This is a genomic window from Novosphingobium sp., from assembly GCF_040079535.1.
Taxonomy (GTDB): Bacteria; Pseudomonadota; Alphaproteobacteria; order Sphingomonadales; family Sphingomonadaceae; genus Novosphingobium.
The window spans coordinates 1-11,942 of record NZ_JBEBKB010000056.1; the positions used below are offsets into that span (position 1 = coordinate 1).

13 protein-coding genes and 1 pseudogene are annotated in these 11,942 nt (G+C 62.2%); 9 read left to right on the plus strand and 5 right to left on the minus strand.

Translation table 11 applies throughout. From position 1 onward, the window contains the following. From ABL914_RS12970 to ABL914_RS13010, 9 genes and pseudogenes are all read left to right on the plus strand, one after another. Positions 1-734, plus strand: a pseudogene (locus ABL914_RS12970) (hypothetical protein); the annotation flags it as partial. Between the two features lie 169 nt (positions 735-903). Next, complete coding sequence (gene sseA / locus ABL914_RS12975; protein ID WP_391563608.1) at positions 904-1,743, plus strand: 3-mercaptopyruvate sulfurtransferase; 840 nt, start codon at positions 904-906, stop codon at positions 1,741-1,743. Between the two features lie 6 nt (positions 1,744-1,749). Continuing rightward, entirely contained in the window at positions 1,750-2,973 is a 1,224-nt protein-coding gene (metC, locus tag ABL914_RS12980; protein WP_391563609.1) for a cystathionine beta-lyase, read from the plus strand. Continuing rightward, positions 2,970-3,860, plus strand: a complete 891-nt coding sequence (locus ABL914_RS12985) for a mechanosensitive ion channel family protein (RefSeq protein ID WP_391563610.1) — start codon at positions 2,970-2,972, stop codon at positions 3,858-3,860. The genes metC and ABL914_RS12985 overlap by 4 nt, the downstream gene beginning before the upstream one ends. Positions 3,861-3,922: 62 nt before the next feature. Next, the gene (cobA, locus tag ABL914_RS12990) at positions 3,923-4,696 is read left to right on the plus strand and encodes a uroporphyrinogen-III C-methyltransferase (RefSeq protein ID WP_391563611.1); all 774 of its coding nucleotides are present in this window, start codon (positions 3,923-3,925) and stop codon (positions 4,694-4,696) included. Further along, complete coding sequence (locus tag ABL914_RS12995) at positions 4,693-4,989, plus strand: DUF2849 domain-containing protein (RefSeq protein WP_391563612.1); 297 nt, start codon at positions 4,693-4,695, stop codon at positions 4,987-4,989. Before cobA ends, ABL914_RS12995 begins: the two co-directional genes overlap by 4 nt. Continuing rightward, positions 4,989-6,617, plus strand: a complete 1,629-nt coding sequence (locus ABL914_RS13000; RefSeq protein WP_391563620.1) for a nitrite/sulfite reductase — start codon at positions 4,989-4,991, stop codon at positions 6,615-6,617. The genes ABL914_RS12995 and ABL914_RS13000 overlap by 1 nt, the downstream gene beginning before the upstream one ends. After that, positions 6,610-7,038: a DUF934 domain-containing protein gene (locus ABL914_RS13005; RefSeq protein ID WP_391563613.1), complete on the plus strand. Its 429-nt coding sequence runs from the start codon at positions 6,610-6,612 to the stop codon at positions 7,036-7,038. Before ABL914_RS13000 ends, ABL914_RS13005 begins: the two co-directional genes overlap by 8 nt. Further along, the gene (locus ABL914_RS13010; RefSeq protein WP_391563614.1) at positions 7,031-7,816 is read left to right on the plus strand and encodes a phosphoadenylyl-sulfate reductase; all 786 of its coding nucleotides are present in this window, start codon (positions 7,031-7,033) and stop codon (positions 7,814-7,816) included. The genes ABL914_RS13005 and ABL914_RS13010 overlap by 8 nt, the downstream gene beginning before the upstream one ends. Before the next feature lie 9 nt (positions 7,817-7,825). Here ABL914_RS13010 and ABL914_RS13015 read toward each other — a convergent pair whose 3' ends face one another. The 5 genes from ABL914_RS13015 to ABL914_RS13035 form a co-directional block, all read right to left on the minus strand. Beyond that, entirely contained in the window at positions 7,826-8,317 is a 492-nt protein-coding gene (locus tag ABL914_RS13015) for a helix-turn-helix transcriptional regulator (protein ID WP_391563615.1), read from the minus strand. A gap of 7 nt (positions 8,318-8,324) precedes the next feature. Next, positions 8,325-8,966, minus strand: coding sequence for a cytochrome b/b6 domain-containing protein (locus ABL914_RS13020; protein WP_391563616.1), 642 nt, complete (start codon positions 8,964-8,966; stop codon positions 8,325-8,327). 97 nt (positions 8,967-9,063) lie between these two features. Beyond that, positions 9,064-9,966 (minus strand): NAD-dependent epimerase/dehydratase family protein, encoded by a 903-nt coding sequence (locus tag ABL914_RS13025; protein WP_391563617.1) that lies wholly within the window; start codon positions 9,964-9,966, stop codon positions 9,064-9,066. Further along, complete coding sequence (proB, locus tag ABL914_RS13030; RefSeq protein ID WP_391563618.1) at positions 9,966-11,096, minus strand: glutamate 5-kinase; 1,131 nt, start codon at positions 11,094-11,096, stop codon at positions 9,966-9,968. The genes ABL914_RS13025 and proB overlap by 1 nt, the downstream gene beginning before the upstream one ends. A 179-nt stretch (positions 11,097-11,275) precedes the next feature. After that, positions 11,276-11,942: GTPase (locus ABL914_RS13035; protein ID WP_391563619.1), on the minus strand; the 667-nt coding region annotated here is incomplete at its 5' end.

An 11,942-nucleotide genomic window follows, 5' to 3' on the forward strand; every position in this document is an offset into this window, starting at 1 on the left:
ATACCGGGGCAGATACTGGCGCCAATACTGGGGCCGGTCCCGGCTGGTACTGGCCGTGGATTGCTGGGGCAGCCGCGCTGCTGGCAGCGCTGTTTGCTGTACTATGGTGGCGCTGGCGCACCCCGGCGGTGAAACTGCTGGAATTTGAACGCCCGGTGGTTGTAAAATCCAAAGAACAGCCTGAGCCAGAAACAGCACCTGCGCCCGCACTTGCAACGATTGCACCGCAGCCGGCTGCCGCTGCCGCTTCGGGTTTGACAATCACCCTTGAAGCCCGGCGGATGAATGCATCGCTGGTCGCGACCACGCTCAATTATGCGCTGACCTTGACCAACACCAGCGAACAGCCGCTGACCGCGTTGGCGGTGGAAGGCGATATGATCGCGGCGCACGGATCGCTGCCCACCGAAAAACAGATCGCGAATGACAACGATCGGCTGGAACTGCGCCATGCACTGGTCACTTTGGCGCCGGGCGAAAGCGCTGAATTTACCGGGGATTTCCGGCTTCCCTTGGCAACGCTGGTGCCGATCCGGGCTGGCGATGCGGCCTATTTCATCCCACTGGCCCGGTGGCGGGTTGAAGCCAGCACTGCGGCGGGAACACCGCTGGTGCAGGTGCAGACCTTTGTTGTGGGCGAGCTGCCCGAACAGCCCGGCGCGGCGCTTCGCCCGTTCCGGCTTGATCTGGGCCCACGTACCTATTCGCGGATCGGCCAGCGCGCGGTAAGTTGAATCTGACGAGCCATGCAGTCACTGCAACACCGGTTCCGCGCAGGCGGAACACAAAGTTGCCGATTCTCCCCCTCGACGCGGCGCAATTGCGCGGCTAGTCTATTTCGCAACTGCAGCGAAAGAGGGCGCTGGCAGGTGAATCGACCTGCGCCAGGAGGACGCAAATATTATGGATAGTCTGGTTTCGACCGAGTGGCTCGCAGGTGAAATGGGTGCGAGCGATCTGCGAATTGTCGATTGCACCAAGCATTTGGCCGGCACGGGGCGTGATCCCCTGGCCGAATACGAAGCCGGGCATATCCCGGGCGCAGTGTTCATGGACCTTTCTGATCTGGTGGACAGTTCGCACGCAGTGGAAAACATGCTGCCACCTGCGGAAAAATTTGCCAGCCGGATGCAAAGCCTGGGCCTGGGTGATGGCAGCCGGATCGTGCTCTATGATGACAGCGCGGTAAAAACCTCGGCGCGGGCCTGGTTCATGCTGAAAATGTTTGGCGCACACGATGTTGCGATCCTTGATGGCGGGATTGCCAAATGGAAAGCCGAAGGCCGCCCGCTGGCACAAGGCAAGGAAACGCTGCGCCACCGCCACTTCACCGCATGGCAGGATGATAGCACCGTTCGCACCAAGGCGCAGGTTCTGGCCAATCTGCATTCAAAGGACGAACAGGTAATCGATGCCCGCGGCGCGGCGCGCTGGTCTGGGGCAGAAGAAGATCCCCGCCCCGGCATCGCATCGGGCCATATCCCCGGATCGCACAATGTGCCGTTCACCGCGCTCTATAACGGCGATGGTACCTTCAAGGACGCGGCCGGAATCAAGGCTGCGTTCGAAGGCGCCGGGGTCGATCTTTCAAAGCCGGTTGTTACCAGCTGCGGCAGCGGCGTGACGGCCTGTGTACTGTTGTTTGGCCTGGGCCTGATCGGCAAGGAAGATGCCACGCTGTATGATGGCAGCTGGACCGAATGGGGCGCCGATCCTGATACGCCAAAGGCCGTCAAGGCCTGAAGCCAGGTGGCGAAGGAACCGCCAAAGGACATTTCTCCCGCAACCCGCCTGGTTTTGGGCGGGCGGCGCAAGGAGTGGACCGGGCCAGCTGTGAACCCGCCGGTCTGGCGGGCCAGCACCCATCTGTATGAAAACAGCGCCGCCCAGCAGGCCGGGCTGCACGTTAACAAGGACGGCGTGTTCCATTATGGCGCGCGCGGCGGACCAACCCAATGGGCGCTGGCTGATGCCCTGACTGAACTGGAGCCTGGCGCGGCTGGGACAATGCTTTACCCAACCGGGCTGGCGGCCCCCGCGATGGCCCTGCTCAGCGTGCTGAAAGCCGGCGACGAGGTGCTGGTTTCGGACAATTCCTATGATCCCAGCCGGACAATCGCAGTCCATGCCTTGCGCGATTACGGGATAACCGCAAGGTTCTTTGACCCGCTTGATGTCAGCGGTTTTGCCGCGATGATTGCCGAAAACAGCCGAGCGGTCCTGCTTGAAAGCCCAGGCAGCGTTTCGATGGAAGTGTGCGATGTGCCGGCCCTGGCAGCCGCCGCGAAGGATCGAGGCCTGGCGGTACTGCTGGACAATACCTGGGCCGGGCCAACCGGCTTTCAGGCGCTGAAACATGGCGCCGATCTTTCGATCCTGGCGCTGACCAAACACGTTGGCGGGCATTCGGATCTGATGCTGGGCAGCGTCACCGCAAATGCCGAATACTATCCCAGGTTGCGCAAGCGCTCGCTGATGCTGGGCCAGCAAGCTGCACCTGATGATTGCGCGCTGGCGCTGCGTGGGTTGCGCACCATGGGCGTTCGGCTGGAACGATCTTCGGCCAGCGCGCTCAAGATCGCGGAATGGCTGCAGCAGCGCGCCGAAGTGGCCGCGGTGCTGTTTCCGATGCTACCAGGGGCGCCAGGTCATGATCTGTGGAAGCGCGATTTCACCGGCGGTTGCGGGCTGATGACGATCACCTTGGCTGGGGGCGATAGCAAGGCACGCGATCGCTTTGTCGATGCGCTCCAGCTGTTCGGGATTGGGTATTCGTGGGGCGGGTTTGAAAGCCTGGCGCTTGGCAGCCATCCTGAACGTGATCGTGATGTGATGCCCTGGCCGCCGCGCGGAATTGGCGCAAGCAACCATCATGCGGTTCGGCTGTGGATTGGCCTTGAAGATCCGGCCGATCTGATTGCCGATCTGGCGCGCGGCCTTGAAGCTTGGGCTGAGGCTGAGTCTGGAGCATGAGCATTCACAAGCAGGTTGCTGTCTGGACGGCAAAACTGGATGCGCTTGGGTTCGATATCGGAAACTATCACGTCTCGCTCTACTGGGCGCTGCTGGTCGTTGGCGTCGGCTTGGGCGTGATGGTTGCCGGCCGCGCCGGAAACTTTCTGGTGCGGCGCCTGTTTCGCCGGATGCACCGGCTTGATCCAACCCAGCAGTTGCTCGGCGAAAAGCTGGCAGGGGTCGGGCTGTGGCTTTTGCTGGGATTGCTGGCGATCGATTTTCTGGGAATTGATCTCACCGCATTGGCAGTATTTTCAGGCGCACTGGGTCTGGCGATCGGGTTTGGCCTGCAAAAAACGTTTGGCAATCTGATCTCGGGCATCATCATGCTTATGGACCGATCGATCAAGCCCGGCGATGTGATTGCAGTTGGTGCCGGCCCCGACAAGACGGTGGGGCAGGTAAACCGGATCGGCATTCGCGCGGTTTCGGTAATTACCCGCGACCAGATCGAATATCTGATCCCCAACGAACTGCTGATGACTTCCACCGTTGAAAACTGGTCGTTCTCGACCCGCGATGTTCGTCTGAAAGTGCCGGTGGGGATAGCCTATGGCAGCGATGTTGCACTGGCCGAGCGGCTGATGCTGCAAGCCGCGCACGAACATCCCCGCGTCCACCCCGATCCCGAACCATCGGTGTGGCTGACCGCATTTGGGGACAGCGCGATCCAGTTTGAGATCCAGCTGTGGATCGACGATCCCGAAGCAGGCGTGGGCAACATCCGGTCTGACGTGCTCAAGCGGATCTGGGGCCTGTTTGGCGAACACGGGGTGCACCTGCCCTATCCGCAGCGCGATGTGCATATCCGGGAATGGCCGGGTGCGCCGGTCCGCGATAGCTGATCTAGGCCCCCGCAAAGCCATTCTGGCTGGCACCGCTACGCAGACCTGCCCATTGAAGCAGGATGAGCAATAGTCCCCCTCCCTGCGGTAAAGTCTGGCTGGTTGGCGCAGGCCCCGGCGATCCTGATCTTTTAACCCTGCGCGCAGCGCGGCTGGTGATGAACGCTCAGTTGATCGTCCATGATGGCCTGGTTGATCCGGCGGTCCTCTCGCTCGCCCGCTCCACTGCAACGCTGATCTCTGTTGCCAAACAGCGTTCGCGCCACACCATGCAGCAGGAAGAGATCAACGCATTGCTGGTGCGCGAAGCATTGGCGGGGCGCGATGTCGTGCGCCTCAAGGGCGGCGATCCGTTTATTTTCGGGCGCGGCGGTGAAGAGGCTGATGCCTGCCGCGCCGCCGGCGTCCCGGTGGAAGTGGTTCCCGGTATCAGCGCCGCAATCGGCGCGGCTGCGGCAGCGCAGATGCCGCTGACCCATCGCAACCACGCTTCGATCGTCAGCTTCGTGGCGGGTCAATGCAAGGGACTGCGCGATCAGGACTGGTCGGGCTTGGCCGGAAAGGGCCGCACTCTGGTGATCTACATGGGCCTCGCCACCAGCGAGGCAATTGCCGAAAAGCTGATCGCAGATGGTCTGGCCCCTGAAATCCCGGTGGCGGTGATCGAAAACGCTACCCGCCCGCAGATGCGGATGCTGCGTAGTTCGCTGGCAGGTCTGCCCGCGCTGGTTGCTGCACACAAAGTAAAAAGCCCGGCGGTGATCGTGATCGGCGAAGCGGCGGGCGAAAGCGAACGACACGAATTGCGCGCCCTTGCGCTGGAGGCTGCACTGTGAAGATTTTGACCGGAAACGATTTGAAAAGCGGCGCTGTCACCTGGTGGGATGGAGTCCAATGGTCGCTGCATGTTGAAGACGCAGTGGATGTTGGCGATCACGGCGATACGATCCTGGCCCGCGAACAAGCGGCACGCCGGGTCAACGCAGCCTATGCGATCGACGCGATAAGGGACCAGCGCGGCGTGCGCCCTGCCCACATCAAAGACCGCATTCGCGCGCTGGGGCCAACCGTGCGCACCGACCTGACTTTGAAGCCGGCCGATCCCGAAGCCGGCATGTGGGTGATCTGATGTACAAGTATGATACTTACGACCAGGCCTTGGTCGATACCCGTGTGGAAGAATTCCGCGATCAGGTGCGCCGCCGTCTGGATGGCCACATCACCGAAGACCAGTTCAAGCCGCTTCGGCTGATGAACGGGCTTTATCTGCAATTGCACGCCTATATGCTGCGTGTCGCGGTGCCTTACGGTACGCTCTCGGGCGATCAAATGCGTATGCTCGGGCACATCGCCGACAAGTATGATCGCGGCTATGGCCACTTCACCACCCGCCAGAACATCCAGTACAACTGGATCAAGCTGGAAGATGCGCCCGATATCCTGGCAGACCTTGCAACGGTTGAAATGCATGCGATCCAGACCAGCGGCAATTGCATCCGCAACACAACTTCGGATCAGTATGCCGGGGCCGCCGCCGATGAAGTGGTTGATCCGCGCCCTTATGCAGAGCTGATCCGCCAGTGGAGCACCTTCCATCCCGAATTCAGCTTTCTGCCGCGCAAGTTCAAGATGGCAGTAATCGCATCTGACATCGATCGTGCGGCAATGCGGCTGCACGACATCGGGATCCAGATCGTGCAAAATGCGAAACGTGAGATCGGCGCGGCGTTTTATGTTGGCGGCGGAATGGGCCGCACCCCGATGATCGCGCCGTGTATCCGCGAATGGGTTCCGATCGATCAGATGATTACCTACGCGGAAGCTTGCCTGCGCGTGTACAACCGTCATGGCCGGCGCGATAACAAGTACAAGGCACGGATCAAGATCCTTGTCCACGAACTGGGCCGGCAAGAATATACTGCCCAGGTTGAGGCTGAATTTGCCCATCTTCTGACCCAGAACATCGAACCCCCGCTGGCCGAATTGGCGCGGATCAAGGCGATGTTCGCTGATCCGCCGTTCGAGGCCGGAATCGCTGACGATGTGGATCGCAGCGATCCCGATTTCGCGCTGTGGCTGGATAACAACTGCCTGGCCCACAAGCAGCCCGGCTACATCGCGGTTACGATCAGCCTGAAACCGATCGGCGGAATCCCCGGAGACGCCAGTGCCGATCAAATTCGCCTGATGGCCGATCTGGCCAGGGACCATTCATTTGATGAATGCCGCGTCACCCATGCCCAGAACATCGTTTTGCCGCATGTCAGGAAGGCCGATCTGTATGCACTCTGGCAGCAGCTTGATGCAGCCGGGCTGGGCACCCCCAACCTCGATCTGATCGGCGATATCATCGCCTGCCCGGGGCTGGACTATTGCAGCCTGGCCAATGCCCGATCGATCCCGGTCGCGCAGAAAATCAGCCAGCGCCTGGCCGCGAAAGAGCAGGAAATTGGCGAGCTCAAGCTCAAGATTTCGGGCTGCATCAATGCCTGCGGGCACCACCACGCCGGACACATCGGGATCCTGGGGGTCGATCGGAAAGGCACGGAAAACTATCAGCTGTCGCTGGGCGGCTGCGAGGGTGCGGATACCTCACTGGGCCAGATTACCGGCCCCGGATTTGATGAAGACGGCATTGTTGATGCCGTTGAAAAGGCGACCGAAGTCTACCTTGCCAACAAGGGTGAAGGCGAACGCTTTCTCGATACCTACCGCCGCATCGGGATGGCCCCGTTCAAGGAGGCGCTCTATGTCTGACGTCCAGTTCCGCTTTCGCGATGATGAACCCGTTGGCGATCCCGGTGTTACCGTTGGGGCCTTTGGCGAACAGTCAAACGCCAGTGCGGTCCGGCTTGAACCCGGCGACGAAGCGCGCGATTTGCTGCCCCATCTTGGCCGGATCCGGCTGATCGAAGTGAACTTTCCGGTGTTCGGTGATGGCCGCGGCTATTCCGCTGCGCGGATCCTGCGCGAAGCCGGGTATCAGGGTGAGCTGCGCGCGGTCGGCGAAGTGCTGGTCGATCAGATCGCCTTCATGCGGCGCTGCGGGTTTGATGCCTTCGCACCGGAAATCGCACTGGATCCGGGCGATGCCGAGGCCGCCTGGAGCCGCTACGCCGAGGTGTATCAGCCCACCAGCGATGGCCGCAAGCCAATCTGGGCCAGAAGGCATGGCTGAAGCCGCCCGCCGGATCGATCGGATTGACACCGCCGCACGCTTTACAGCTGCAGATGCAGAGGCGCTGAATGCGCGCTTCGCAGCGGTGCCAACCCGCGCGATGCTGGCGCAAGTTTTGGCCGAAGGACTGGCAGGCCGGATCGCAGCGGTTTCCAGTTTTGGTGCAGAGAGCGCGGTGCTACTGCACTTGCTGGCCGATATCGATCGCAACGTGCCGGTGCTGTTCCTCGATACCGGCAAGCATTTTCCTGAGACGCTAGCCTACCGCGATGAACTGGCCGGGCGATTGGGGCTAAGCAATGTGATCGACCTCGTCCCCGATCCCGCCGCATTGATCCAGCGCGATGAGAGCGGCCTGCGTTGGTCCTACGATCCCGATGGCTGTTGCGAAATTCGCAAGGTACAGCCACTGGCCGCAGCGCTGGCGGGCTTTGATGCAACCTTTACCGGGCGCAAGGGCTTTCAGAATGCTGCCCGCGCCGGGCTTGCCCGGTTTGAACTTGATCTGACCGATCAGGCCGGGCGGCTCAAGATCAACCCGCTGGCCGATTGGTCAAGCGACCAAATCGGCAGCTATATGGCGGCTGCGGGCCTGCCCGCACACCCATTGGTGGCAGGGGGCTATCCCTCGATCGGCTGCTCGCCGTGCACAAGCAAGGTCGCCCCAGGCGAAGATGCCCGCTCTGGCCGGTGGAACGGCTGGGACAAGACCGAATGCGGGATCCACGTTGATGGTGCAGCCGATGATTTGCCACCGGGTTACGATCCGGCGTTCTAGGGTCAGGACCTAAAGCAGTTCATCAAAGAACAGGCTGACCAACCCGGCCTGACTGGATACACCCGCCTTGGCATAGACGCTGCTAAGCTGTGCGCGGATCGTGCCGGGCGCTGCGCCGCGCAGCCGGGCCACTTCGGCGATATCGCAGCCCTTTAGCGCGAACAGTGCCACTTCGGCTTCGGCCGGGGTCAGTTCCCATTCGCCGAACCGGGTGGAGACGTGTTCGGCCAGCGCCCCTCGCGCCACCTTCAGCGCTGCTTCGCGGCGGCGCGCTTGGGCCAGCAGCAACCGGGTATGGCGCGCACCCAGAATTACGCCCGCCATCAGGGCAAAGGCTATCAGTGCCTCGATGCCGATATGCAAGGTTACCCCGTCTTCGCCCAGATCGCCCAGCGCATCGGCGATGAAGAACACCCCGGCCACCGCCTGAACCACCACCACAACCGCGACCAGCAGCACGTGCCGGTCTTGTCCCAAATTCACCGCTGCATTGTCATCCATGCTTGGTTCAATCCTGTTTGCCTCCCGGCAAGATGGCCCTGATCACTCCGGGACCGCTGCGGCGGCTCTCGAATACCACACCCATCAGGTGCAGCGCTATCAGGACATAAAGCAGGTTGACCGCCAGTTCGTGCAGTTCGCCCAGCGGGCCCTCTTCATCTTCGCCTTCCTCACCGCCTTCGCCCTCAGCGGCTGCGGCCCCAGGCACGCGCATTTCGGCCTCGTCCTGTTCGGCTTCGCGGTCATCTGCGCCCTCAACATGCTCGCCGCGCAGCGCAGACGGATTGGCCGGCGGCGGGCCCGACATCGCCACCCCGGTTCCGATCACGATCAGCAAGGTTGCCCAGATCGCGTAAACCATCAGTGTGCCCAGCGGGTTGTGCGAGGCATGGTGCGTCACCTGCCCGTTGCGGATTTCCGCCAAGTGTGAGCGAACCCGCGCGAGGCTGGGGGGGAACGCACTGAAGCGCGCCTCGCGCGGGCCGACCAGGCCCCACAGCAGCCGCAAGGCGAGCAGCGCGGCCAGGCCGTATCCAATCCAGATGTGCCAGCCCGACCCTTCTTCGGTAAACAGCGTATTGCCGATCACAGCGGCTACGATGCCCCAATGCGTCAACTTGACGATGGGATCCCAACGTTTCGGTTCCATATGCTGTTCCTTTGGGCTGGATAGTCCCGGTGGGATGGCGGCATTGGGAATGATTGGCGAGGGACAGGCGCTTATCCGCGCACCAATAAGCAGCTGCTTAGATCCAACCCTGCGCGCGGTACCACTGCGCCGTCGCCTTCAGGCCTTCGCGCGTCGGAATAATCGGGCGCCACAGGCCGGCGGGTGGGCGCTGGCCGTGGCTGACCACCCAATCGGGATGCGCCATGTAGCCAACCCGGTCCTCGGTCAGCCGCGCTTTGGCACCGCGCAGACGCCGATCAATCCGCGCCGCGCGTTCCAGCGATGCGCGCGAAAGGTGCACCACCCATGGGCGCCGGCCGATTGCCCAGCCAACCGCGCGGGCCAGTTCATAGTGGCTCCAGCCATGCTGGCGGCCATCATCGGGCTCAAAACTTCTTGAGGAAATCCCCTCACCGCCCGGCACCAGCGCCAGCAGCAACCGCGCAAGATCATCAACATGGATGATCGAGGCGCGTCCTTCCTTTGGCGGCACCGGCATCAACCCCCACTTGGCGAGCCGGAACATCTCGAAATAATCGATATCGCGCGGGCCATAGATCCCCGGCGGGCGCACGATCGTCCAATCCAGCCCGCTGGCCATTACCAGCTTTTCAGCCTTGGCCTTGCTGGCACCATAGGCCGAGAGATCGGGCTCACGCGCGGACAATGAGGATACGTGGATGAACCGCGACACGCCTTCAGCTTTCGCCGCCTCGATCACGTTGAGCGTGCCCCGCACATTACCGCGTTCAAACTGGGCGGCATCATTGACCACGCCTGCGACATGGATCACGGCTTCGGTCCCACGCATCAGCGCACGCAGTTGATCGGCCGCATCAAGATCGCCGCGCACCCATTCCACGCCATCGCGCCGGTCTTGCGATTTGCGGGCCAGGGCACGAACGGCAATATCTGAATTGACCGCCCGACCCAGCAGAGCTTGGCCGACAAACCCCGTAGCCCCGGTAATTGCCAACATCAGATCAGCACCATCTGATCGCGGTGGACCACGGCAGAGCGCGGGGCATAGCCCAGCAATGCAGAATGTTCCGCATTCTTGCGGCCGAGCAGCCTGGTGCAATCGGCAGCATCATATTCAGCCAGGCCGTGCGCGATTACCCCGCCGTCTTCGCCCTGCACTGCCACGGCATCACCGCGCTGGAACTGGCCTTCAACCGCAATGATCCCGGCCGCCAGCAAGCTGCCGCCGCGGTGCAGCGCCTTGGCCGCCCCGGCATCGATTACCAGCGCACCCTTCAGCCGCAGCCGCCCGCCCAGCCAGGCCTTGCGACCTGCATCCTTGCGGCGTGGGAGAAACAATGTTCCGATCCCTTGCTCACAGGCCCGCGCAATCGGCGCATCATGCAGCCCGCTGGCAATGGCCAGGGCAATCCCGGCGCGTTCGGCAATCTCGGCCGCCTGCAATTTGCTGGTCATGCCCCCGGATCCCATGCCAGACGAGCTGCCGCCGCTCGCCATGGCGTGGATTTCGGCCGTCACCCCGCGCACTTCATTCAGCCGCCGGGCCGCCGGATCGGCCGGATTGCGATCGAACAGCCCATCCACATCAGACAGCAGCAGCACCGCGCTGGCCCCGGCAGCCTGCGCCACCCGCGCAGCCAAACGGTCATTATCGCCAAAACGGATTTCCTGAGTTGCGACGCTGTCATTCTCATTGATCACCGGGACAGCCCCGGCATCAAGCAGCCGGGTAAGCGTGGCTGTGACATTAAGATAGCGGCGCCGATCCTCAAGATCTTCCAAAGTCAGCAGCAATTGGGCGGCGGTGATAGTGTGCGCACCAAGCAAATCGGCCCACAGTGCCGATAGCGCGATTTGCCCCACAGCTGCTGCGGCTTGCGCATCCGCCAGGCTTGCGCGCCCGCCCTTGTCAAACCCAAGCTTGGCCGCGCCCAGCGCAATCGCGCCGGATGAGACCACGATTACATCCTGGCCCCGGGCCCGCGCTGCCGCCAGTTCGGCCACCAGCCCCTCCAGCCAATCGCGCCGGACACCGTCCGTGCCAACCAGCAACGACGAGCCGACCTTGACCACCAGCCGGGGGCAGGTGGCCTTGCCGGCTAGGTCAACGAGACGGGCAATAGTCATGGCCGGGGGATTAGCGGATAAGGCAGCACCCGCAAGCTTTTTGGCTTGGAGTCGCAGCCCGGCGGACTTCCCCATGTCCCTGAAGTCGTCATCCCCGCGCAGGCGGGGACCCAGGGCCAACCAACACTGGGTCCCCGCCTGCGCGGGGATGACGAATGGCAGGTGTGGGCGGTTTTAAGTCAAACCGGCGACCAGAGCTTGTCCTCGCCTTCTTCCAGTTCGCCGCTGGGACGTTCGGTAACGGTCGCAGCGGGCAGGAATTCGATCAACGCATCAAGCAACGCATCCATCCCCTTGCCGGTCGCGCCAGAGATCGGATAGATCTTGCTTGCGCCGGCTGCTTTAAGTTCCTTGATGAACATATCAACCAGCTCGCGATCAACCGTATCGATCTTGTTCAGCGCAATCAGGCGCGGCTTTTCATCCAGCCCGCCGCCATAGGCCGCGAGCTCTTCCTCAATGATTTCCAGCGCTTCGGCGGGATCGGTGCCGTTGATGTCAATCAGGTGGATCAGCACCCGGCAGCGTTCGATATGGCCCAGAAACCGGTCACCAATCCCGGCGCCGTCAGCCGCGCCTTCGATCAGGCCGGGAATATCGGCCAGCACGAATTCGCGGTTGCGGTGATGGACTACACCCAGCTGCGGGGTCAGCGTGGTAAAGGCATAATCGCCAACCTTGGCCTTGGTATTGGTGATCTGGTTGATAAACGTACTTTTGCCAGCATTTGGCAAGCCGACAAGGCCCGCATCTGCCAGCAGTTTGAGCCGCAACCAGACGTACATTTCCTCACCCATTTCGCCTGGCTGATGTTGGCGCGGGGCACGGTTGGTGCTGGTTTTATAG

Bases quoted from the DNA above. Each gene is read 5' to 3' on its own strand.
- sseA (WP_391563608.1), top strand. From the start codon at position 904: ATGGATAGTCTGGTTTCGACCGAGTGGCTCGCAGGTGAAATGGGTGCG.
- ABL914_RS12985 (WP_391563610.1), top strand. From the start codon at position 2,970: ATGAGCATTCACAAGCAGGTTGCTGTCTGGACGGCAAAACTGGATGCG.
- cobA (WP_391563611.1), top strand. From the start codon at position 3,923: ATGAGCAATAGTCCCCCTCCCTGCGGTAAAGTCTGGCTGGTTGGCGCA.
- ABL914_RS13000 (WP_391563620.1), top strand. From the start codon at position 4,989: ATGTACAAGTATGATACTTACGACCAGGCCTTGGTCGATACCCGTGTG.
- ABL914_RS13005 (WP_391563613.1), top strand. From the start codon at position 6,610: ATGTCTGACGTCCAGTTCCGCTTTCGCGATGATGAACCCGTTGGCGAT.
- ABL914_RS13010 (WP_391563614.1), top strand. From the start codon at position 7,031: ATGGCTGAAGCCGCCCGCCGGATCGATCGGATTGACACCGCCGCACGC.
- ABL914_RS13015 (WP_391563615.1), bottom strand. From the start codon at position 8,317: ATGGATGACAATGCAGCGGTGAATTTGGGACAAGACCGGCACGTGCTG.
- ABL914_RS13020 (WP_391563616.1), bottom strand. From the start codon at position 8,966: ATGGAACCGAAACGTTGGGATCCCATCGTCAAGTTGACGCATTGGGGC.
- ABL914_RS13025 (WP_391563617.1), bottom strand. From the start codon at position 9,966: ATGTTGGCAATTACCGGGGCTACGGGGTTTGTCGGCCAAGCTCTGCTG.
- proB (WP_391563618.1), bottom strand. From the start codon at position 11,096: ATGACTATTGCCCGTCTCGTTGACCTAGCCGGCAAGGCCACCTGCCCC.